Source organism: Streptomyces sp. NPDC059248, assembly GCF_042753905.1.
Classification (GTDB): domain Bacteria; phylum Actinomycetota; class Actinomycetes; order Streptomycetales; family Streptomycetaceae; genus Streptomyces.
Window position 1 is genome coordinate 1 of sequence record NZ_JBHYZV010000041.1, and the last position, 22,518, is coordinate 22,518.

Here is a 22,518-nt window from a genome sequence, read left to right on the forward strand (position 1 = left end):
CCTTGCGGTGGGGCCCTTCGACGTTAGTGCCCGGTGAGGCACTGGCGGAGGATACGAGATTCGAACTCGTGAGGGGTTGCCCCCAACACGCTTTCCAAGCGTGCGCCCTAGGCCACTAGGCGAATCCTCCGCGGCAAACAATACAAGACGCGGAGGAGTGCTCGCGAACTCGTTCCCACCCCCGCGCATCGGGTACCCTGTGCGCAGCCCCTCACGTGGCGCTATCTGACTGAACTCCCCCAGGGCCGGAAGGCAGCAAGGGTAGGTCGGCTCTGGCGGGTGCGTGGGGGGCGCTTGCGTTGGTGGGGGTGTGGGCGTGGGGGACGGTTGTCGGTGGGGACCGATAGCCTCGTAGGTGTGTCGTCGCTTGCGTTGTACCGCCGCTATCGCCCGGAGTCATTCGCCGAGGTCATCGGGCAGGAGCATGTCACCGACCCGTTGCAGCAGGCTCTGCGGAACAACCGGGTCAATCACGCGTACCTGTTCAGCGGTCCGCGGGGGTGCGGCAAGACGACCAGTGCGCGGATCCTGGCGCGCTGTCTGAACTGCGAGCAGGGGCCGACGCCGACGCCCTGCGGGGAGTGCCGGTCCTGTCGGGACCTCGCGCGCAACGGGCCGGGGTCCATCGATGTCATCGAGATCGACGCGGCGTCGCACGGTGGTGTGGACGACGCCCGTGACCTGCGGGAGAAGGCGTTCTTCGGGCCGGCCGGCAGTCGGTACAAGATCTACATCATCGACGAGGCCCATATGGTCACCCCGCAGGGATTCAACGCCCTGCTGAAGGTGGTCGAGGAGCCCCCGGAGCATCTGAAGTTCATCTTCGCGACCACCGAGCCCGAGAAGGTCATCGGGACCATCCGGTCGCGTACGCACCACTATCCGTTCCGCCTCGTGCCGCCCGGGACGCTCCGGGACTATCTGGGCGAGGTCTGCGGGCAGGAGAAGATCCCCGTCGCGGACGGGGTGCTGCCGCTGGTCGTGCGGGCCGGGGCCGGGTCCGTACGGGATTCGATGTCCGTGATGGACCAGTTGCTGGCGGGTGCCACCGAGGAGGGTGTGACCTATGCCATGGCCACCGGCCTTCTCGGGTACACGGACGGGTCGCTGCTGGACGCCGTCGTCGACGCCTTCGCCTCGGGGGACGGGGCCGCGGCCTTCGAGGTCGTCGACCGGGTCATCGAGGGCGGGAACGACCCCCGGCGGTTCGTCGCCGATCTGCTGGAGCGGCTGCGCGATCTGGTGATCCTGGCCGCCGTGCCGGACGCCGCGGGGAAGGGGCTCATCGACGCCCCCACCGATGTCGTGGAGCGGATGGCGGGGCAGGCGTCCGTCTTCGGCGCCGCCGAGCTGAGCCGCGCCGCCGACCTCGTCAACACCGGTCTCACCGAGATGCGCGGGGCCACGTCGCCGCGGCTCCAGCTGGAGCTGATCTGCGCCCGGGTGCTGCTGCCCGCCGCCTTCGACGACGAGCGGTCCGTACAGGCCCGGCTCGACCGGCTGGAGCGGGGCGCCGCCGCGGGTGCGGCGTTCCCGACCAGCCAGGCCGGCCCGGCCGGTGGTCCGGCGATGGGGTACGTCCCCGGACCCGAGGCCGCCGCGCATACGCCCCCGGCTCCGCCTCCGCAGGCCGTTCCGGCGCCGGTCGCCCCCGAATCCGTATCCGCGCCGGTGGCGCAGCCCGAGACCGTGGCTCAGGCCGCACCGCCCGCGCCGCCCGTTCAGGAAGCGCCGCAGGCCCGGCCCGGGGCGTGGCCCAGTGCCGCGGCGCCCGGTGACGGGGCGGCGCGGCGGCCCGGTGGGTGGCCCACCGCCACCGCCCCCGGGGAGGGCGCCAAGCCCCCCGCGGCGGCTCCCGTCGCCCCGGCGCCCGCCGTGCCGCAGGGGCAGCCCGCCGCCCAGGCCCCGTCGGCCGCGGCGGCCCAGGGCGCGGCCCAGGTACGGAACATGTGGCCCTCGATCCTGGAGGCCGTGAAGAACCGGCGGCGCTTCACCTGGATCCTGCTCAGCCAGAACGCCCAGGTCGCAGGGTTCGACGGCACCACCCTCCAGATCGGTTTCCTCAATCCCGGGGCCCGCGACAACTTCGCGAGCAGCGGCAGCGAGGACGTGCTGCGCCAGGCGCTCACCGAGCAGTTCAACGTCCACTGGAAGATCGAGGCCATCGTCGACCCCACCGGCGGCGCCGGAGGCCCCGGCAGCGCCGGATACGGCGGCGGTGGTGGCGGCGGAGCCGGAGGCGGCGGTGGCTACGGCGGCGGACGCCCGCCCCAGGCGCCCCCCGCTCCGCCCAGGAACGGCCCCCCGGCCGCGCCGAGCGCTCCCGCCCCCGCGGCCGTACCGCAGCGTCCCCCGGCCCCGCAGCCGGGCGCCGACGCGCCGCCGCCCCCGCCGGAGCCCCCGGCCCCGTCGGCGCGTTCCGGGCCGCCGCCCGTCGCCCCCGAGGACGACATCCCGGAGGACGACGACCCCGATCTCGTCGACTCCGCGCTCTCCGGCCACGAGCTGATCGTGCGCGAGCTGGGCGCCACCGTGCTGGAGGAATATACGAATGAGTAGCCCCCGGTCTTAGGAGGGCCGTACAGGCATCGGGCCGCGCGGCGGATAGGCTGACGCCCGTGAAGGTCCTCGTCATCGGCGGCGGCGCCCGCGAACACGCCCTGTGCCGCTCTCTCTCCCTCGACCCCGACGTCACCGCCGTGCACTGCGCGCCGGGCAACGCGGGCATCGGCCAAGTCGCCGAGCTGCACCCGGTCGACGCCCTCGACGGGGCGGCCGTCGCCCGCCTCGCCGCCGAACTGGACGCCGGTCTCGTCGTCGTCGGCCCCGAGGCGCCCCTCGTCGCCGGGGTCGCGGACGCCGTGCGCGCCGCCGGGATCCCGTGCTTCGGCCCCTCCCGGGAGGCGGCCGAGCTGGAGGGCTCCAAGGCGTTCGCCAAGGACGTCATGGCCGCGGCCGGGGTGCCCACCGCCCGTAGCTACGTCTGTACCAACGCCGCCGAGATCGACGAGGCCCTCGACGCCTTCGGCGCCCCGTACGTCGTCAAGGACGACGGGCTCGCCGCCGGGAAGGGCGTCGTCGTCACCGACGACCTCGCCGCCGCCCGCGAGCACGCCCTCGCCTGCGACCGGGTCGTCATCGAGGAGTACCTCGACGGCCCCGAGGTCTCCCTCTTCGCCGTCACCGACGGCGAGACCGTCGTCCCGCTCACCCCCGCCCAGGACTTCAAGCGCGCCCTCGACGGCGACGCGGGCCCCAACACCGGCGGCATGGGCGCCTACTCGCCGCTGCCCTGGGCCGACCCCAAGCTCGTCGACGACGTCCTGAACACCGTCCTCCAGCCGACGGTCGACGAACTGCGCCGCCGCGGCACGCCCTTCGCCGGACTGCTGTACGCGGGCCTCGCGATCACCTCGCGCGGCGTCCGCGTCATCGAGTTCAACGCCCGGTTCGGCGACCCCGAGACCCAGGTCGTCCTGGCCCGGCTGCGGACCCCTCTCGCGGGGCTGCTGCTCCACGCCGCCAAGGGCACCCTCGCCGACGCGCCGCCGCTGCGCTGGCACGAGGACGCCGCCGTCACCGTGGTCGTGGCCTCCCACAACTACCCGGGCACGCCCCGTACGGGCGACCCGATCGACGGCCTCGCGGACGTCGCCGACCAGGACGAGCCGCACGCGTACGTGCTGCACGCCGGGACCCGACGCGAGGGCGACGCCGTCGTCAGCGCCGGCGGCCGGGTGCTGTCCGTCACGGCGACCGGGAAGGATCTGCGCGAGGCGCGCGAGCGGGCCTACGCGGCCGTCGGCCGGATCCGGCTGGACGGCTCCCACCACCGTACGGACATCGCCCTCACGGCAGCCGAGGCGCGCTAGCCGTCGCGACCGCGGTGCCGGTGCAGGGACTGCCGGGGAGCGGGGCGGGAGGGGGTACGTGCCCCTTCCGCCCCGTTCTCGTGCGGCCGTCTCGTGTGCCCGCCCCGTTCTCGTGGGTCCGCCGTGTGTGCCCGGCTCGTACACCCGTTCGTACGTCTGCCTCGCTCCCTGCTTCGTACGTCCGGCCGGTCCCGGCGGATGACCTGCGTATTCACGTCATCTCCACGGGGAACTCACACTCTCCGCCCATTCGTCATCACCTTTGACCAAAGCCATTCCATCGGGTGACGCTCGGCCATCCGGATGACGGCCGCGACCGCCCCAACTATGGTGCGGCGGAGGCGTTCCGGCACTTGGCCCACCGGCATTGCGATGTCGGTGGCGGGTGCCACAGTGGGTGGAGTGCACCACCCACACCGTCGCGGGGCAGAGGGGGTGAGGACCGGTCGTGTCCATTACCGGGATCAGTGAGTCGACGTCGATCGGCGCGCGGGCCGCGCGCTCACGGGCGCTGGCGGTGCTGCGGATCCGCGGCAGAGCCGTCGCCGTCGCGATCCTGCCCGCGGCCGTGGCCGTGGTGCTCGTCGCGGGCGGGAACACCGGCCATATGAGCGGTTCGGGCTGGGACACCGCCCGGATGGTCGCCGTGGTCGCCGCCGTCGTCGTGGGGGTGCTGGCGCTCGGTGTCGCGGCGGTGATCGCCCGCGCCAGGCCCGCCCTCAGCCCCACCGTGGAACTCTCCGAGCGCGCCGCCCCCGACCTCTACCGACTGGTCCGGGAGCTGGCCGACCGGCTGGACGTGCCCGCGCCCTCCGCGCTCGCGCTGACCCCCGACTGCGACAGCTGGCTGGAGGACCGTACGCATCCGGCGCACGGACCGTTCCGGGCGATCCGGCCGGGCACCCCGGGCCCACCGGAATCCCCCGGCGCGCCCGGGCAGCGGCGGACGGCCGACGCGCCCGTGCTGGTCATCGGGTCCCCGTTCCTGTGGTGGATGCGGGTGGCCGAGCTGCGGGCCCTGCTCGCGCCCGTGGTGGCGGGCACGGCCTCCGCGGCCCAGCCCGACATAGCCGGAGCGCGCCGCTTCGTCCGTGGTCTGGACGCCGCGGTCGCCCTCGCGGCCGGTCCCGCCGGGTCGGCCTGGGTGCCCGGGTCCGTCGGTCCTGCCGGGGCCGACGGGGCCGCCGGGGCCGTCACCGCCGCACCCCCGGGCGCCCGCGACCGCGCCCGCGGTGCCGGGCTGCTACGGCTCCTCGGTCTGCCCCGCCGGCTCGCCCTCGGGTTCGTCGCGTGGATCGCCCGGGTGCTGCTGCGCGCCTGCCGGACGCACGCCGCCGAGATGGAGCGCGGCGTCGCCGCCGCCGCGTCCGAGCGCGCCCAGACCGTCGACTACGGCCTGCGGATCGTCGCCCAGGAGCAGGTCGGGCTCGCCTACGCGGGCTGGGACCGGCTGCTCACCCGGGTCGCGCTGCCCGCCTGGCGGATGGGCCGCTGGCCCTCCCGGCTGGATGCCGGGGTGGTCTCCGCCCTCACCGAGCTGTCCCGCCGCGACCGGCTCGCCGAGGGCTTCGCCACCCGCCTCGGCGAGCGGCCCGCCTGCGATCTGCTGGAGGAGCCGGGCGCGATCGACGAGGCGGCGTCCCTCCTCGCCGCCCGCCTCTTCCACGGCGGCCCCGCCGAGGCCGGACCCGACTGGTCGCCCGTCGACTGGCGGCAGTATCCGGAGGAGGTCGTGGACCGGAAGTGGCGTACGGAGGCGGCCCGGCTCCACCGCGTCCTCGACGAGCTGAAGGCGGCACCCGCCGCCGGGGCGACCCTGGAGCGCGTCCTGACCCGGCTCACCGGTCCCGGTCCCGAGGCGGGGGACCGGCTCGCCGCCGGGATCGGCGCCGCCGTCGCCCGGGAGGAGGCCGACCGGGCCCGCTCGGGCGCCGCTGTGGAGGGGTCCGGGCCCGGTGCCGTCGAGGCGCCCCACGGCTGGGGCGCCGACCCGCTGCCCCTCTTTCCCCTCCAGCCGCCGCGCACCGGCCGGGAACTGCTCGCCGACCACGTCACCGCCATGGTCTGCTGCGCCGCCGTCGACACCGCCGGGGCCCGCCCGGGGCTCGACTGGCTCGACGGCCCGGCCCTGCTGTTCCGCGGTGAACGCTGCGCGGATCTGGGCTCCCGGGTCCTCACCCTCACCGAGGACGGCGACCCCGGGCCCCTGCGCGCCTGGCTCGCCACCACCGGCATCCGTACCGAGAAGCCGGTACGTCTCGTCTGACGCGCGGGCCGCTCCGGCTCCGGGCCCCCACCCGGAGCGGTCGCGCGGAGCTACCCGCGACGACCCCCGCAAAACCGGCCGCCCACCGCTCGACCGGGGCCATTCTCACGACGAAGGGTGACAGTCCGAGCGCGTAATGTGATGTGCTGGGGCCTGGTTCGGCGGACCCGCCCCGCCCCGGGGAGGAGCGGCGTACGGCCGCGACCGCGCGCGAGCACGAGAGTGCGTACGAGGGCGTTACGAGGGCGTACGAGAAGGGGCGCGACGGTATGCGGGACACGGGGCCCAAGGACGGCGGCGGAACCCGGGGCGTCGGGACCACGGACGGCAACGGCACCTCGGACGTCGGCCGGATCAAGGGCTTCGTCTCCAACGGCCCGGTCGCCCCCGGCGAGAGCCTCGACTTCCACATCACCGTCGACCCGCCCCGGCCGTTCCTCGTCGACGTCTACCGCATCGGCCATTACGCGGGCCGCGGCGCGGTCAAGGTCGCCACCAGCCCCCGGCTCCCCGGCCTCGTCCAGCCGCCGCCGCTCGCCGCGGGCCGTACCGTCTCCTGTCACCACTGGTGGCTCTCCTGGCGGCTGAGGGTCCCGTCGTCCTGGGCCCCCGGCGCCCATGTCGCCGTCCTGACCACGGTCGACGGCCATCGCACCCATATCCCCTTCACGGTCCGCGACGACCGCCCCGCCGATCTGCTGCTGGTCATCCCCGACCTCACCTGGCAGGCGTACAACCTCTACCCGGGCGACGGCTCCGACGGCCGGACCGGCGCGAGCCTCCACCACGCCCGGGACGGGGACGGCCGGCTGCTGGGCGAGGAGCACGCGGCGACCACCGTCTCCTTCGACCGTCCGTACGCGGGCTCCGGCCTCCCGCCGCTCGCCGGCCACGCCTACGACACCATCCGCTGGGCCGAGCGGTACGGCTACGACCTCGCCTACGCAGACGGCCGCGATCTGCACGCGGGCCGGGTCGACCCGACCCGTTACCGGGGCCTGGTCTTCCCCGGCCGCGACGAGTACTGGTCCGTCCCCATGCGCCGGGCCGCCGAGGCCGCGCGCGACCGCGGGACGTCCCTCGTCTTCCTCTCCGCGGGCACCCTCTCCTGGCAGGCCGAGCTGGCGGCGTCCGCGTCCGGCGCCCCGGACCGCCTGCTGACCTGCCGCAGACGCCGCGGCCCCGGCCGGTCGGCGCTGTGGCGGGAAGCCGACCGGGCCGAGCAACTCCTGCTCGGGATCCAGTACGAGGGCCGGGTCCCCGAGCCGTACCCCCTGGTCGTACGGAACGCGGATCACTGGCTCTGGGAGGCCACCGGCGCCGCCGAGGGCGACGAACTGCCCGGCCTGGTCGCCGGGGAGGCCGACCGCTACTTCCCGCGGACGGCGCTCCCCGAGCATCTGCGGCGGATCCTGCTCGCGCACTCGCCGTACACCGACGCCGCCGGGGTCCGGCGCCATCAGGAGACGTCCCTGTACCGCGCGCCCTCCGGCGCCCTCGTCTTCGCCTCCGGCACCTTCGCCTGGCCCCCGGCGCTCGACCGGCCCGGCCGGGTCGACCCCCGGATCCAGCGCGCCACGGCCAACCTCCTCGACCGGATCTGCAAACGGGACTGAGCGGAAGGGGAATGAGTGGAACGGGACCGAGGAGAACAGGACCGAGCGGAACCGGACCGAGGAGAACGGGACCGAGCGGAACCGGACCGAGGAGAACGGGACCGAGCGGAAGGGGACCGAGCCCCTCGCGACCGCCGCGGACCGGCCGACTGAGAGAATCGGAATCACGCACGTCGGAAACCACGAGGAGCAGCCGTGTCCGGATTCGTCGAAAAGCCCGAAGCGCCGCAGGTGCCGGGGCTGGTCCACCTCCACACCGGCAAGGTGCGCGAGCTGTACCGGAACGGCGCGGGCGATCTCGTGATGGTCGCGTCCGACCGCATCTCGGCCTACGACTGGGTGCTCCCGACGGAGATCCCCGACAAGGGCCGGGTCCTGACCCGGCTGTCGCTCTGGTGGTTCGACCAGCTCGCCGACCTCGTCCCGCACCACGTACTGAGCACCGAACTCCCGCCGGGCGCCCCCGCCGACTGGGCGGGCCGCACCCTGGTCTGCAAGTCGCTGGAGATGATCCCGGTCGAGGCGGTGGCCCGCGGCTACCTCACCGGTTCCGGGCTCGCCGAGTACCGGGAGACCCGTACGGTCTGCGGCCTCGCGCTCCCCGATGGGCTCACGGACGGCTCCGAACTCCCCGCGCCGATCTTCACCCCGGCGACCAAGGCCGATGTCGGCGACCACGACGAGAACGTCTCGTACGAGGAGGTCGCCCGCCGGGTCGGCGCCGAGACGGCCGCGCTGCTGCGGCAGACGACGCTCGCGGTCTACGGCCGGGCCCGGGGCATCGCGCGGGAGCGGGGCATCGTCCTGGCCGACACCAAGTTCGAGTTCGGCCGGGACGCCGACGGCGGTCTGGTGCTGGCGGACGAGGTCCTCACGCCCGACTCCTCCCGCTTCTGGCCCGCCGACCGCTGGGCCCCGGGCCGCGCCCAGCCGTCCTTCGACAAGCAGTACGTACGGGACTGGCTGACGTCCTCCGAATCCGGCTGGGACCGGGTGGGCGAGCTGCCCCCGCCGCCGCTGCCGGAGCGGGTCGTCGAGGCGACCCGGGCGAAGTACGTGGAGGCGTACGAGATCCTGACCGGCACGTCCTGGTCCTGAGCCCGGGAACCCGGGACGCGGGAACCCGAGGGCCCGGGATCCGGGAACGGCAAAGGCCCCGATCTTTCGATCGGGGCCTTTCCACCGAGCGGACGACCAGGTTCGAACTGGCGACCTCAACCTTGGCAAGGTTGCGCTCTACCAACTGAGCTACGTCCGCGTCGCGCCTTCGCGCGCTGCCAACTATACCCAACCGCGTTCCCGGGCGATCCGGGCCGCCGCGTGCCGGTTCTCGGCACCGAGCTTCGAGACCGCGGAGGAGAGATAGTTCCGTACGGTCCCCTGGCTCAGGGCGGCCCACCGGGCGATCTCCGCGATCGGCGCCCCGTCGGCCGCCAGCTCCAGCACCTCCGCCTCCCGGGCGGTCAGCGGTGAGTCCCCGGCGGAGATCGCGTCCGCGGCCAACTCCGGGTCGACGTACCGGTTCCCGGCGTGCACGGTACGGATGATCTCGGCGAGCCGCTGGGCGCTGACGGTCTTGGGCACAAAGCCGCGCACCCCCGCGGTGAGGGCGCGTTTGAGATGGCCGGGCAGCCCGTGACTGGTCACGATCATGGTCTTGCAGTCGGGGAGTTCGGCCCGGATGGATGTGGCGACACTCACACCGTCTGCGCCCGGCATCTGGAGGTCGAGCACGGCGACATCGGGCCGGTGGGTCCGGGCCATGGCGAGCGCCTCGGGCCCGGACGCGGCCTCGGCGACGACCTCCAGATCGTCCTCCAGGGAGAGGAGCGCGGCGAGCGCGCCCCGGATCAGATGCTCGTCGTCGGCGAGCAGCAGCCGGACGGTCACGCGGCACCCCCGGCCCGGAAGCGGAGCCGCAGCGCGCGCACGGCCGCAGGGACCCCAGACGACACCGCCGACGCCGACGGCCCCGATGCCCCCGACGAGCCGGACGCCCCATGACCGGCACCGTCTTCCCGTACGCCCTCTTGTACGACCCCGGCCGTACCGCCCTCGTGTACGACTCCGGCCGCACCGCCCTCCGCCGCGACCTCGGCCGTACCGCCCCCGGGCCCGGCGGCCCCCGCCCCCGACCCGTCCAGGGGAACGCTCGCCGTGACCCGGAACCTGGCCCCCCGCACCCGGTCGGCCTCCAGCGTGCCGCCCACGGCGGTCAGCCGCTCCCGCAGCCCCGCGAGGCCCGAACCGCCGCCGCCCGGCCGGAACGACGAGGCGTCGGCGCGGTCGTTCTCCACCACCAGCACCACCGAAGCGTCCACCAGACCGACGGAGATCGTGCAGCGCCGCGCGTCCCCGTGCCGCAGGATGTTCGTCACCGCCTCCCGCACCACCCACGCCAGCGCCGACCTGGTCCCGCCCGGCAGCCGCTCCGGTATGTCCCCGGCGACGACCGTGCAGACGATGCCCGCCGCGCCGAGTACGGACCGCGCCCCCTCCAGCTCGACCCCGAGATCCGCCTCCCGGTAGCCCCGGACGACCTCACGGACCTCCCGCTGCGAGTCCCGGGCGATCCGCTGCACCTCCGTCATCTGGTCGACGGCCTCCGGCCGGCCGCGCCGGGCCAGCTCCACCGCCAGCTCGGACTTGAGCGCGATGACCGCCAGATTCCGTCCCATCACGTCATGGAGATCGCGGCCGAACCGCAGCCGCTCCTCCGCGACCGCCAGCCGGGCCTGGGCGTCCCGGGCGTCCCGTACCTCCCACATGATCTTCAGCAGCCAGACCGAGGCGATCGCCGTGAAGGCCAGCCAGCCGGTCAGAAAACCGGCCGCGATCGTGATCGGAACCAGCTCGCCGAGGGAGTAGCCGTCGACCGCCAGCACCGCCACGACCGTGACCAGCGCCCCGGCCTGGACGAGAACCGTCGTCCTGGCCGGTACGAGCAGGCTGTGGGCGGTCAGGAACGGCAGCAGCCCCCCGGCGATCAGATAGGCCACCCCTTCGTCGAGCTGGTCGACGGAGCCGGCCACCGCCAGGCCGACCCCGAGGGCGGTGTTCATGGTGGCGAGCGCGGCGCCCGCGGCCAGCAGCCGCCGGGGGACCTTGCCCCGCCCCAGATAGGAGTCCATCGCGTACCGCAGCAGCCGGGCGCCGACGAGCGCCGAGACCATCCCCGTCACCAGCCCGAACCCGGCGACCACCGGGGCGTTCTCCCGCACGGGCCGGGTGACGATCATCAGCACGAACAGCAGCGCCGTGATCCAGTAGACCGTGTACACGGTGCCCCGGGTGTAGATATCGGCCTTGGCGAGCCCACTGCGCCCCGTCCAGCCCTTGACTCGCACAACACCCTCCCGAGATATGAAACCGCTGGTCAGCGACGCGGCTCCCACCGGAACCACCGGTTCACAGCAAACACCGAGAGCCCGATCCACACCAAAGCGGTCACGGCGGCGCCCAGCAGCTCCTTGCTGTCGGAGACTCCTACCCAACCGTCGCGGATCAGGGTCATCACCCCGGTCATCGGCAGCAGTTCGGCGACCGAGGCGACCCTGTCCGGCATCAGTTCCAGCGGCACGAAGAGACCGGAGCCCAGGGCGGAGATCAGATAGACCGGCATGGTGGTGAGCTGCGCGCTCTCCACGGTACGGGTCACGGCCGACACCACGAGGGAGAGCGCGACCAGCAGGACGACGCCCAGCGCCACCCCGGCGAAGAGCAGATCGGGCCGCTTCGGCGCGCCGACGTCGAGCAGCGCTATGGACGCCGCCACCAGCAGCACGACCTGGGCGAGCGCCAGACCGACGGCGGGCAGCGCCGTCCCGGCCAGGATCTCCCGGTCGGAGATCTCGCCCGTACGCAGCCGCTTGAGGACCAGCTCCTCGCGCCGCGCCACATAGGCGGAGACCAGGTTCACATGGATCACCAGCAGCAGGATGAAGCCGGTTCCGCCGATGACGGCCGCCTCGGCGATGGACATCCGCACCTTGTCGAGGTCCAGCTCCTTCAGCGACGACTGCATCGCCAGCACCATCAGCAGCGGGAGTGCCAGCGCCACGAAGAGCGCGGCCCGGTTCCGCAGCAGCAGGGTCAGTTCGGCCCGGCCGAGGGCGGCCAGCCGCCCCGCCGCCGTCGTGCCCCGGACCTCCGTCGCCGTGCTCTTCGTCAGCTCCGTCGTCGCCATGTCACACACCCGCCATTTCCGTCTGAGCGATCTCGAGAAACGCCTCTTCGAGGGAGGCGGCGCGGGCGTCGAGCCCTTCCAGCCGGTGCCCGGACTCCCGGGCCCACCTCAGCAACTCCTCCAGGGACTCCTGGAGCTCATGGGTACGGATCTCCACCCGCCTGCCGTCGGCCGCGGCCCGCAGGGAGAGCGGCAGTACGGCCGGGGCCACGCCCGGCGGCAGCAGGAAACGGATCCGCGCCGGACGGGACGCCGTCACATCGGCGGGCGTACCGGAGGTCACGATCACGCCCTTGTGCATGATCGCCAGCCGGTCGGCCAGCGCCTCCGCCTCCTCCAGATAGTGGGTGGTGAGCAGTACCGTCGTGCCGGTGTCCCGCAGGGCCCGCACCAGGTCCCAGGTGTCGCGCCGCCCCTCGGCGTCCAGGCCCGTGGTCGGCTCGTCGAGGAAGAGGACCTCGGGCCGGCCGATCAGCGCCAGCGCCAGATCGAGCCGCCGCCGCTCACCGCCGGAGAGCTGCTTGACCCGGACCTTGGCCCGCGCCCCCAGACCGACCAGGTCCAGCGCCTCGGCGACCGGCCGGGCCCCGCTGGTGCAGCCCGCCCACATCCGGGCGGTCTCGGCGACCGTCAGATCGGAGGGGAAGCCGCCTTCCTGGAGCATCACCCCGATCCGGGGCCGGACGGCGGAGCGCTCGCGGTACGGGTCGTGGCCGAGGACGCGTACGGATCCCGCCGTGGGGGCGGTCAGCCCTTCGAGCACCTCGACGCTCGACGTCTTTCCCGCGCCGTTCGTCCCGAGCAGGGCGAAGATCTCGCCGCGCGCCACCGAGAAGGAGATCCCGCGGACGGCCTCGTAGCCACCGGAATAGCTGCGCCGGAGGTCCTTCGCCGCGATCACGTGCTGGTCTGTGGTCATGCCTCAAGATTTCCGCGCCCCGGGGCCCGCGGGCAGTGCGGGCTGTCATGGGCCTCGATGACATTTGTCATCGCCCGCCGCCATCGCCCGCCGCCATCGCCCGCCGCCATCGCCCGGTGTCATCGCCCGGTGTCATCGCCCGGTGTCATCGCCCGGGAACGATCAGGAGGGACGACGGCAGGAATGACAAAGGCCCCGATCTTTCGATCGGGGCCTTTCACTGAGCGGACGACCAGGTTCGAACTGGCGACCTCAACCTTGGCAAGGTTGCGCTCTACCAACTGAGCTACGTCCGCATGCTCCAGCTCGGCTTTCACCGGCGGCGCGAACACCACTGTACCTGATCCACCGGAGTGGTCGATGCCAGCGATGAGAGCGGGTGACAGGGATTGCACACTGCGCCTTCCCCCTGGAAGGGGGATGTTCTACTACTGAACTACACCCGCACGCTGCTGAGGTGGGGCCTTTCGGCCTTGCCCTTCGGCGTGAGTCAGACTTTAGCCGACACCCCGGGGTGTCGCGCAACTCGGAACCCCACCCCTCCGGTTCACCAGTGGATCTTCCCCGGCGAAGCGCCCCGCGGGACGCGGGGAGGGTCCGGCCCTCGTGGGGCCCGCGCCCCGGAGACCGAGGAGCCGGAGACCGGTCACCGGGCGCCGGGTTCCCGCGGTGGGTGGAGCCGTGCGACCGGCCGCGGACGGCCCGCGCCCGGCCACGGGACGGCGGCCCGCCGCCCCGCGACCCCGCCCGGAGGGGCGAGACCCCGCGGGCGCGGCGACCCCGCGGGGCCCCGAATCCGAGGGCCCGGGCCGGTCAACTCGCCTTGCGGAAGGCCTCGTACACCGCCTTCGGAATCCGCCCGCGCGCCGGGACGTCCATCTTGTTGGACTGCGCCCAGGCGCGCACCGCGGCGGGCGCCGGCTCCAGCGCCGTGTGCTTGTACGTGGCCCGGGTGCGCCCGCCCATGGGCCGCCGCCCGGACTGCTTGCGGCCGGCCGCCAGGTACGGCGCCAGCGCCGAGCGCAGCTTCTTCGCGTTCGCGGTATTGAGGTCGATCTCGTACGACTTTCCGTCCAGACCGAACGTGACCGTTTCCGCCGCTTCTCCCCCGTCGATGTCGTCGAAGAGTGCGACCACTACTCGCTGAGCCACGGATATCGGTCCTTTCCCGCGGTATCGCATCACGAGACGCTGCCCGGCCGGACGGCCGGGTAAACGGGCGAGCCGGTTGTCTTCACCGGCTCCGGATGGGGTGATACCGACTTTCCGGCAATGAGGGTTACGCATTCCTTTGTACAGCGGTCGACGGCCCATTGTGAAGCCCGTGCAATTGTCCGCGCGTTTCGCGGAGCACTTCCCGGCGGACTTCCCGGCGGACTTCCGCCGTCCTTCCACCGTCCTTCCGTCGCCCTTCTGCTGTCCTTCAGCCGTTCTCGCGCCGGACTTCCGGGTGGTGTCCGGTATGCCGCCACGCGTGTTCTGTATGTGCTCTCCGGCCCCCATGCGGGGCACACCGGATATCTACGCGAGTAGATTTTCTGGCCGGGTACGCTGTGACGACCGCCTTCGCACCACATCACCCCGGGAGTGCCCGTGGCACGCGTCGTAGTCGACGTCATGCTCAAGCCCGAGATCCTCGACCCGCAGGGCCAGGCGGTGCAGCGCGCACTGCCCCGCCTCGGATTCGACGGCATCGCGGACGTACGTCAGGGAAAGCGTTTCGAGCTGGAGGTCGAGGGACCGGTCGACGACGACGCCCTCGCCCGTATCCATGAGATGGCCGAGACGTTTCTCGCCAACACCGTCATCGAGGATTTCGTTGTAAAGGTAGACGAGTCGTGACAACTCGTATCGGAGTCGTCACGTTCCCGGGCACGCTCGACGACCGGGACAGTCTGCGGGCGGTACGCCTCGCGGGTGCCGAACCCGTGTCGCTCTGGCACCGTGACAAAGATCTCCACCAGGTGGACGCCGTGGTCCTCGCCGGTGGCTTCTCGTACGGCGACTATCTGCGCGCCGGGGCCATTTCCCGCTTCTCGCCGGTGATGGAGACGATCATCGAGCAGGCCAGGGCCGGCATGCCGGTTCTCGGTATCTGCAATGGCTTCCAGATCCTCACCGAGTCCCATCTGCTGCCCGGCGCCATGCTCCGGAACAATCATCTCCACTTCATCTGCCGCGATCAGCGGCTGCGGGTGGAGAACGCCGGCACGTCCTGGACCGCCGATTACGAGGCGGGCCAGGAGATCTCCGTACCGCTGAAGAACATCGACGGCCGTTACGTCGCCGACGAGCGGGTCCTCGACGAGCTGGAGGCGGAGGGCCGGGTCGCCTTCCGCTATCTGGACACCAACCCCAACGGGTCGCTCCGCGACATCGCCGGGATCACCAACGCCGAGGGCAACGTCGTCGGTCTGATGCCGCACCCGGAGCACGCCGTGGAGCCGCTGATCGGCACCGGCCGCACCGACGGCCTCCCCTTCTTCACGTCGGTCATCAAGAAGCTGGTCGCGGCATGAGCGCGGGCGCACCTGTGAGCACAGAGGGAACAGCAGCATGAGCCTGGACACGGTCAAGCACGCCACGGGTACCCCCGAAGCCGAACAGCCGTGGGCCGAACTCGGTCTCAAGGAGGACGAGTACGCCCGGATCCGCGAGATCCTCGACCGCCGCCCGACCGGCGCCGAACTGGCCATGTACTCGGTCATGTGGTCCGAGCACTGCTCGTACAAGTCGAGCAAGGTGCATCTGCGGCAGTTCGGTGAGAAGGCCCCCGAGAGCGACGCCCTGCTCGTCGGTATCGGCGAGAACGCGGGCGTCGTCGACGTCGGCCAGGGCTACGCGGTCACCTTCAAGGTCGAGTCGCACAACCACCCCTCCTACATCGAGCCCTACCAGGGCGCGGCCACCGGCGTCGGCGGCATCGTCCGCGACATCCTCGCCATGGGCGCCCGCCCGGTCGCCGTGGTCGACCCGCTGCGCTTCGGCGCCGCCGACCACCCCGACACCCGCCGCGTCCTGCCGGGCGTGGTCGCGGGCGTCGGCGGCTACGGCAACTGCCTGGGGCTGCCCAATATCGGCGGCGAGGTCGTCTTCGACTCCTGCTACCAGGGCAACCCGCTGGTCAACGCGGGCTGTATCGGGGTGATGCGGCACGAGGACATCCATCTCGCCAAGGCGTCGGGCCCCGGCAACAAGGTGATCCTGTACGGCGCCAGGACCGGCGGCGACGGTATCGGCGGGGTCTCCGTGCTGGCCTCGGAGACCTTCGAGAGCACCGGCCCGGCCAAGCGGCCCGCCGTCCAGGTCGGCGACCCCTTCCAGGAGAAGCTGCTCATCGAGTGCACCCTGGAGATCTTCGCGGAGAAGCTGGTCGCGGGGATCCAGGACCTCGGCGGCGCCGGACTCTCCTGCGCCACGAGCGAGCTGGCCAGCGCCGGCTCCGGCGGGATGCGGATCGATCTCGACACCGTGCCGCTGCGCGACGCGACCCTCTCGCCCGAGGAGATCCTCATGAGCGAGTCGCAGGAGCGGATGTGCGCCATCGTCGAGCCCGGCAAGGTCGACCGCTTCCTGGAGATCTGCGAGAAGTGGGACGTCATCGCGACCGTCATCGGTGAGGTCACCGAGGGCGAGCGGCTGGAGATCTTCTGGCACGGCGAGCAGATCGTCGACGTACCGCCGCGTACCGTCGCCCACGAGGGCCCGGTGTACGAGCGCCCCTACGCCCGCCCCGAGTGGCAGGACGCCCTCCAGGCCGACGACGCGGGCAAGCTGCCCCGTCCGAAGGACGCGGCGGAGCTGCGGGAGCAGGTGCTGCGTCTGGTGTCATCGCCCAACCAGGCGTCGAAGGCGTGGATCACCGACCAGTACGACCGGTTCGTGCAGGGCAATACGGTGCTCGCCCAGCCCGAGGACGCGGGCATGATCCGGATCGACGCGGAGACCAACCTCGGTGTGGCGATGGCGACCGACGGCAACGGCCGGTACGCCAAGCTCGACCCGTACGCGGGCGCCCAGCTGGCGCTCGCGGAGGCGTACCGCAATGTCGCCGCCTCCGGTGCCCGGCCCCTGGCGGTCTCCGACTGCCTGAACTTCGGCTCGCCGGAGGACCCGGGTGTGATGTGGCAGTTCGCCGAGGCCACCCGTGGTCTCGCGGACGGTTGCCTGCAGTTGGGCACGCCGGTCACCGGCGGCAATGTGTCCCTCTACAACCAGACCGGTGAGACGGCGATCCACCCGACGCCGGTCGTGGCGGTCCTCGGTGTGATCGACGACGTCACCCGCCGTACCCCGATCGGCTTCGCCGAGGAGGGCCAGCTGCTCTACCTGCTCGGCGACACCCGGCAGGAGTTCGGCGGTTCGGCCTGGTCGCAGGTGGTCCACGACCACCTCGGCGGGCTGCCTCCGGCGGTCGACCTCGACCGTGAGCGGCTGCTGGGCGAGATCCTCATCTCCGCATCCCGCGACGGGATGATCGACGCCGCGCACGACCTCTCCGACGGCGGTCTGGTGCAGGCGGTCGTGGAGTCGTGTCTGCGCGGCGGCCACGGCGCCCGGCTGGTCGTCCCGGACGGGCTCGACGCCTTCACGCTGCTGTTCAGCGAGTCGGCCGGGCGCGCCGTCGTGGCCGTACCGAGGAGTGAGGAGCTGCGGTTCACCGATATGTGCGGTGCCCGCGGACTGCCCGCGACCCGGCTCGGTGTGGTCGACGGCGCCACGGTGGAGGTGCAGGGGGAGTTCTCGATCCCGCTGGCCGAGCTGCGTACGGCGCACGAGGAGACGATCCCGGCCCTGCTGGCCTGACGAACGCCCGGTTCAGTACGGCGCCGAGCCCCCGTCCGCGATCCCGCGGGCGGGGGCTCGGCGTATCCGTCCCCGGGCGTCCCCGGGCGTCCGTCCCCGCCCGCCGTCCCCGCCCGCCGGTCCCGGCTCCGGCCCCGGTTTCGAAATGTTGATTGCACGTAATTCCGTAACTACGTAGGATGGGTGTCATGGATCTGGAGCAGCGCGTCGCGGAGCTGGAGATCCGGCTGGCCGCACTGGAGGAACGGGAAGAACGGCGGTCGGCCGTACCGTCCCCGGCGGCCGGACCGGACGAAGGCCGCGAAGAGGGTGACGGCGACAGCTTCTGGGCCCTCAACGCCTTCAAGGAGCAGCTCGCGGTCCTCGGTGCCGAGGACGGCGGGGTGCTCTACACGGGGGACGTCCGGCTGCCCACCGGCGAGCGGTACGAATGGCAGTTCGGCGCGCTCACCGCCGATCTGCTGGACCGGGACTGGACGACGGTGTCCGACGCCCTGGCCGCCCTCGGCCATCCGGTACGGCTCCGGCTGCTGCGGGAGATCCTCGGCGGCCGGCGCACCGCCGCCGAGCTGGCCGAACTCGACGACCTCGGCACCTCGGGCCAGATCTACCACCATCTCCGCCAGCTCACCGCTTCGGGCTGGCTGCACACCGCGGGCCGCGGACGGTACGCCGTCCCGCCCGCCAGGACCGTGCCACTGCTGGTCGCCTTCCTGGCCGCCCAGCCCTGACCGTCCGTCGCCCGACGGACCCGTACGCCACCGGGGGAGCCCATGCCCGCACCATCGACACCTTCCGCGGCCCGCCGCCGCCGCGACCTCAAGCACCGGCTGCTGTCCGAGACCGCCGGGGTCTTCTGGTGGCTCTTCGGCGTCATGGTCCTCTGGGACCTGTTCCTGTCGCGGCCCGGCGGCTGGATCACGGCCGTCGCCCCCGGCGTCGTCGCCGCCGCCCTCGAACTGGTCCGGGCCCGGCTCTACCGCGCCGAGCACCGCGCCGCCGAGCCGCCCCCGCCCGTCGAGGTCGGGGTGCCCGTCACGGGCCGCTGGGTGGCCCACAACAGCCCCGTCGACAAGATCCCGAGCCACGGCACCCATCTGTACGGGCAGACGTACGCCATCGACATCGTCGCCGAACCGGTCCCGGGCGGGAACCCCGGCTTCAGCTGGCTCTGGCCCCTGGTCCGCCGCAGCTCGGCCTATCCCGCCTACGGGATGCCGCTGCTGGCGACCGCCGACGCCACCGTCGTCCGGGCCCGGGACGGCCAGCGCGACCATCTCAGCCGCAGCTCGCTGCCGATGGTGATCTATCTGATGGTGCTGGAGGGCCTCGCCCGGTCCCTGGTCAGCCCCTGGCGCGTGGTCGGCAACCATGTGGTGCTCGACCTCGGTGACGGCACCTACGCGCTGTACGCCCACGTCATGCGCGGCTCCTTGACCGTGCAGGAGGGCGACAGGGTCGTCGCCGGGCAGCCCATCGCCCGCTGCGGCAACTCCGGCAACTCCACCGAACCCCATGTCCACTTCCAGCTCATGGACCGGGCCGACCCCGAGCTGGCACGCCCTGTCCCGTTCCGCTGGCGGGGGATGGAGCTGCCCGCCAACGGCGAGGCGTTCACCGCCCCGGAGCCCGGCGCCGACACCCCCGAGACCGACACCCCCGAGACCGCCGCGTCCGTCGCGGACACCGCCATCACAGACACCTCTGTCAGAGGCACCCTCTAACCTCGACCCCATGCCCCCGGCCAAGAAGCGCGCACGCCGCTACGACTCCGCCAAGCTCCGGCGGGCCGTCCTCACGCAGTACGGCTCCGTTCGCGCGGCCGTCGCCGACCTCACGCCCGAGCAGCTCGCCCTGCCCACCCGGCTCGGCGGCGACCGGACCGTCGGCGACCTCGTGGCCTGGCTCCACGGCGCGGCCCGGGACATCGTGGCCGTCACCGCCGCGCCCGAACCGGCGCCCGGTGAGGACGTCCTCGTCCTGGAGCGGTGGCCCGCCGCCCGCGCCCGCACCGGGCCCGGCGGCGAGGACACCCGGCCGCTCCCGGAGACGTACGACGGGTTCGCCGACGACATCGCCACGGCCGTCACCACCACCCCCGACACCCGGCGGGTCCGCACCGGCGCCGGGCCCATGCGCTTCCCGGACTACCTGGTCACCCGGGCCGTCGAGCTGACCGTCCTCGCCGACGACCTCGACGAAGCCCTCGCGCCGGCCGGGATCAACGTCCCCCGCGACCGCGACGCCCTGGCCGCCACCACCCGCCTCCTCGCCGACGCCCTCGCGACCGCGGCGCCCGGCGGCTCGGTGGAGGTCCGGATCCCGCCGTACGCCGTCGTCCAGTGCGTCGAAGGCCCCCGGCACACCCGGGGCACCCCGCCCAATGTCGTCGAGACCGATCCGCCGACCTGGATCCGGCTGGCCACCGGACGGCTCGGCTGGGCCGACGCGCTGGACTCCGCCCGGCTCTCCGCGAGCGGCGAACGGGCCGATCTCTCCGCCGTCCTGCCGGTTCTGCCCGTCCTGCCCGCCCCGGGCTGATTCCGCCCGGTCCGCCCCCGGCGGTACGGCCCCGGCCCCCGCGGTACGGCCCGGGTCCCGCCCCGGCGGCCCCGGTCCCGGCCGGAACCGAAAGCCGCCCCCTCCCGTCCCAGGGCCATGCGAAGGCTGCCGCGTACCCTCATATCCGCTCTGACCCTGCTCGCGCTGCTCACCGCCGCCGGATGCGGCGACGACGACGGCTCGGGCAGGAACCCCGGCGAGACGAACGGCGCCGCCCCCGGCGACCGGGTCTCCGCCGAACCCTCGCCCCGGCCCCTCGCCGGCACCGCGTGGAAGGTGACGGACGTCACCCCGGGCGGTCTGCCGAAGGGCGCCGAGCGGGCCGCCCACTTCACCCTCGGCAAGGACGGCCTCCTCCAGGGCAACCTGGGCTGCAACGGCTTCTCGGCCAAGGCGAAGGCCGTCGGCGACACGATCACCCTGGAGCCCGTCATCAGCACCAAGAAGCTCTGCCCCGGGGCGAGGAGCGACCTGGAGGACCGGGTGAAGAAGGTGCTGGAGGGCACCGTGACGTACACGGTCGACGGCCACGACCTCACCCTCGGCGGGCCGAAGGGCACATCCCTGCGGGCCACCGCGCACTGACCCAGGAGCGACCCGGGACCGGTCCCGGACCGGTCCGGACCCCCTCCGCCGAGGGTCCGCGGCCGGTCCACCGGACCGCTCCGGAATGTGACGAGGTTCTCCCCAATTCGGACCAGTGGTCGATCTCGCCTACACTCGGTGCCGTGCCACGTGGTGACGGTCGACTCAATCACGATCTGCTCCCCGGCGAGAAGGGCCCCCAGGACGCTTGTGGCGTCTTCGGGGTCTGGGCCCCGGGAGAAGAGGTCGCAAAGCTCACTTACTTCGGGCTCTACGCCCTCCAGCATCGAGGCCAGGAATCCGCGGGAATCGCGGTCAGCAACGGCTCACAGATCCTCGTCTTCAAGGACATGGGACTGGTCTCCCAGGTCTTCGACGAAACATCCCTGGGCTCCCTCAAGGGCCATATCGCCGTCGGGCACGCCCGGTACTCGACGACCGGCGCCTCCGTCTGGGAGAACGCCCAGCCCACCTTCCGCGCGACGGCCAACGGCTCCATCGCCCTCGGCCACAACGGCAATCTGGTCAATACGGCCGAACTGGCCCGGCTCGTCGCCGAGCTGCCCCGCCAGGACGGCCGCGCCACCCAGGTCGCGGCGACCAACGACACCGACCTGGTGACCGCCCTCCTCGCCGGACAGATCGACGACGACGGCAAGCCGCTGGCGATCGAGCAGGCCGCCGCCCGGATCCTGCCGCAGGTGATGGGCGCCTTCTCCCTCGTCTTCATGGACGAGTCCACCCTCTACGCGGCCCGTGACCCGCAGGGCATCCGGCCCCTGGTCCTCGGCCGCCTCGACCGGGGCTGGGTCGTCGCCAGCGAGTCCGCCGCCCTCGACATCTGCGGCGCCAGCTATGTCCGGGAGATCGAGCCCGGCGAGCTGATCGCCATCGACGAGAACGGCATCCGTACCTCCCGATTCGCAGATGCGAAGCCCAAGGGCTGTGTCTTCGAATATGTCTATCTGGCCCGCCCCGATACCGACATCGCCGGACGGAACGTCTATCTCTCCCGGGTCGAGATGGGCCGGAAACTGGCCGCCGAGGCACCCGCCGAAGCCGATCTCGTCATAGCGACCCCGGAGTCCGGCACCCCGGCCGCCATCGGATACGCCGAGGCCAGCGGGATCCCCTACGGCTCCGGGCTCGTCAAGAACGCCTATGTCGGCCGGACCTTCATCCAGCCGTCCCAGACCATCCGCCAGCTCGGCATCCGCCTCAAGCTCAATCCGCTGCGCGAGGTCATCCGGGGCAAGCGCCTGGTCGTCGTCGACGACTCCATCGTCCGCGGCAACACCCAGCGCGCCCTGGTCAAGATGCTCCGCGAGGCGGGCGCCGCCGAGATCCATGTCCGGATCTCGTCGCCCCCGGTGAAGTGGCCCTGCTTCTTCGGCATCGACTTCGCGACCCGCGCCGAGCTGATCGCCAACGGGATGACCATCGAGGAGATCGGTACGTCGATGGGCGCCGACTCGCTCGCGTACATCTCCATCGACGGCATGATCGAGGCCACCACGATCGCCAAGCCCAACCTCTGCCGGGCCTGCTTCGACGGGGAGTACCCGATGGAGCTGCCCGACCCCGAGCTGCTGGGCAAGCAGCTCCTCGAATCCGAGCTGGCGGGCGGCTCCGACGCCGCCGACGCGCTGCGGCGGCCGTGACCGACGCGCCGCCGCGCGTACCGCCGACGCCGTCGGCCGCCGCGC

The 22,518-nt window shown here is 72.7% G+C and carries 18 protein-coding genes, 4 tRNA genes and 1 other RNA gene; 14 read left to right on the forward strand and 9 right to left on the reverse strand.

Features of this window, described 5'->3' with window-relative positions; translation table 11 throughout:
- Positions 1-42: 42 nt before the first annotated feature.
- Positions 43-130, reverse strand: a tRNA-Ser gene (locus tag ACFXG1_RS18950).
- A 72-nt stretch (positions 131-202) separates the two neighbouring features.
- On the opposite strand from ACFXG1_RS18950, the gene ffs reads away from it, so the two are divergent.
- From ffs to ACFXG1_RS18980, 6 genes are all read left to right on the forward strand, one after another.
- An RNA gene (gene ffs, locus ACFXG1_RS18955) (signal recognition particle sRNA small type) lies at positions 203-301 on the forward strand.
- Between the two features lie 56 nt (positions 302-357).
- Entirely contained in the window at positions 358-2,559 is a 2,202-nt protein-coding gene (locus tag ACFXG1_RS18960) for a DNA polymerase III subunit gamma and tau (protein WP_384709869.1), read from the forward strand.
- Positions 2,560-2,618: 59 nt separating this feature from the next.
- Positions 2,619-3,872 carry a phosphoribosylamine--glycine ligase gene (purD, locus tag ACFXG1_RS18965; protein WP_384743703.1) on the forward strand — a complete coding sequence of 418 codons (1,254 nt, stop codon included), beginning with the start codon at positions 2,619-2,621 and terminating at the stop codon, positions 3,870-3,872.
- Between the two features lie 454 nt (positions 3,873-4,326).
- Positions 4,327-6,138 (forward strand): hypothetical protein, encoded by a 1,812-nt coding sequence (locus tag ACFXG1_RS18970; RefSeq protein ID WP_384743751.1) that lies wholly within the window; start codon positions 4,327-4,329, stop codon positions 6,136-6,138.
- A gap of 143 nt (positions 6,139-6,281) precedes the next feature.
- Positions 6,282-7,754: a N,N-dimethylformamidase beta subunit family domain-containing protein gene (locus ACFXG1_RS18975; protein ID WP_384713702.1), complete on the forward strand. Its 1,473-nt coding sequence runs from the start codon at positions 6,282-6,284 to the stop codon at positions 7,752-7,754.
- A gap of 195 nt (positions 7,755-7,949) precedes the next feature.
- Entirely contained in the window at positions 7,950-8,852 is a 903-nt protein-coding gene (locus ACFXG1_RS18980; protein WP_384743706.1) for a phosphoribosylaminoimidazolesuccinocarboxamide synthase, read from the forward strand.
- 87 nt (positions 8,853-8,939) lie between these two features.
- Here the strand turns inward: ACFXG1_RS18980 and ACFXG1_RS18985 are convergent.
- The 8 genes from ACFXG1_RS18985 to ACFXG1_RS19020 form a co-directional block, all read right to left on the reverse strand.
- Positions 8,940-9,012 (reverse strand) — tRNA-Gly (locus ACFXG1_RS18985).
- Between the two features lie 23 nt (positions 9,013-9,035).
- Complete coding sequence (locus tag ACFXG1_RS18990; RefSeq protein WP_384713696.1) at positions 9,036-9,644, reverse strand: response regulator; 609 nt, start codon at positions 9,642-9,644, stop codon at positions 9,036-9,038.
- Positions 9,641-11,101: a sensor histidine kinase gene (locus ACFXG1_RS18995; RefSeq protein ID WP_384713693.1), complete on the reverse strand. Its 1,461-nt coding sequence runs from the start codon at positions 11,099-11,101 to the stop codon at positions 9,641-9,643. The genes ACFXG1_RS18990 and ACFXG1_RS18995 overlap by 4 nt, the downstream gene beginning before the upstream one ends.
- Positions 11,102-11,130: 29 nt before the next feature.
- On the reverse strand, positions 11,131-11,940 hold the full coding sequence (locus tag ACFXG1_RS19000) for an ABC transporter permease (protein WP_384713690.1): 810 nt from the start codon (positions 11,938-11,940) through the stop codon (positions 11,131-11,133).
- 1 nt (position 11,941) lies between these two features.
- The gene (locus tag ACFXG1_RS19005) at positions 11,942-12,859 is read right to left on the reverse strand and encodes an ABC transporter ATP-binding protein (RefSeq protein WP_384713687.1); all 918 of its coding nucleotides are present in this window, start codon (positions 12,857-12,859) and stop codon (positions 11,942-11,944) included.
- Between the two features lie 223 nt (positions 12,860-13,082).
- A tRNA-Gly gene (locus ACFXG1_RS19010) sits at positions 13,083-13,155 on the reverse strand.
- Positions 13,156-13,233: 78 nt separating this feature from the next.
- A tRNA-Gly gene (locus ACFXG1_RS19015) sits at positions 13,234-13,305 on the reverse strand.
- Between the two features lie 367 nt (positions 13,306-13,672).
- Positions 13,673-14,011, reverse strand: a complete 339-nt coding sequence (locus ACFXG1_RS19020; protein ID WP_384711096.1) for an Lsr2 family protein — start codon at positions 14,009-14,011, stop codon at positions 13,673-13,675.
- A gap of 441 nt (positions 14,012-14,452) precedes the next feature.
- Between ACFXG1_RS19020 and purS the strand changes: the two genes are divergently transcribed.
- The 8 genes from purS to purF all read left to right on the forward strand — a co-directional run bounded on the left by purS (position 14,453) and on the right by purF (position 22,473).
- Positions 14,453-14,701, forward strand: a complete 249-nt coding sequence (gene purS / locus ACFXG1_RS19025) for a phosphoribosylformylglycinamidine synthase subunit PurS (protein ID WP_384711101.1) — start codon at positions 14,453-14,455, stop codon at positions 14,699-14,701.
- Complete coding sequence (gene purQ / locus ACFXG1_RS19030) at positions 14,698-15,378, forward strand: phosphoribosylformylglycinamidine synthase subunit PurQ (RefSeq protein ID WP_384711105.1); 681 nt, start codon at positions 14,698-14,700, stop codon at positions 15,376-15,378. The genes purS and purQ overlap by 4 nt, the downstream gene beginning before the upstream one ends.
- A gap of 37 nt (positions 15,379-15,415) precedes the next feature.
- Complete coding sequence (gene purL / locus ACFXG1_RS19035; protein ID WP_384711108.1) at positions 15,416-17,665, forward strand: phosphoribosylformylglycinamidine synthase subunit PurL; 2,250 nt, start codon at positions 15,416-15,418, stop codon at positions 17,663-17,665.
- 188 nt (positions 17,666-17,853) lie between these two features.
- The gene (locus tag ACFXG1_RS19040; RefSeq protein WP_384711111.1) at positions 17,854-18,396 is read left to right on the forward strand and encodes an ArsR/SmtB family transcription factor; all 543 of its coding nucleotides are present in this window, start codon (positions 17,854-17,856) and stop codon (positions 18,394-18,396) included.
- Positions 18,397-18,438: 42 nt separating this feature from the next.
- Positions 18,439-19,389 carry a M23 family metallopeptidase gene (locus ACFXG1_RS19045; RefSeq protein WP_384711114.1) on the forward strand — a complete coding sequence of 317 codons (951 nt, stop codon included), beginning with the start codon at positions 18,439-18,441 and terminating at the stop codon, positions 19,387-19,389.
- A gap of 10 nt (positions 19,390-19,399) precedes the next feature.
- Complete coding sequence (locus tag ACFXG1_RS19050) at positions 19,400-20,206, forward strand: sterol carrier family protein (RefSeq protein ID WP_384711117.1); 807 nt, start codon at positions 19,400-19,402, stop codon at positions 20,204-20,206.
- Between the two features lie 117 nt (positions 20,207-20,323).
- The gene (locus ACFXG1_RS19055; RefSeq protein WP_384711121.1) at positions 20,324-20,812 is read left to right on the forward strand and encodes an META domain-containing protein; all 489 of its coding nucleotides are present in this window, start codon (positions 20,324-20,326) and stop codon (positions 20,810-20,812) included.
- Positions 20,813-20,955: 143 nt separating this feature from the next.
- Positions 20,956-22,473: an amidophosphoribosyltransferase gene (purF, locus tag ACFXG1_RS19060; RefSeq protein ID WP_384711124.1), complete on the forward strand. Its 1,518-nt coding sequence runs from the start codon at positions 20,956-20,958 to the stop codon at positions 22,471-22,473.
- The last annotated feature ends 45 nt before the right edge of the window (positions 22,474-22,518 follow it).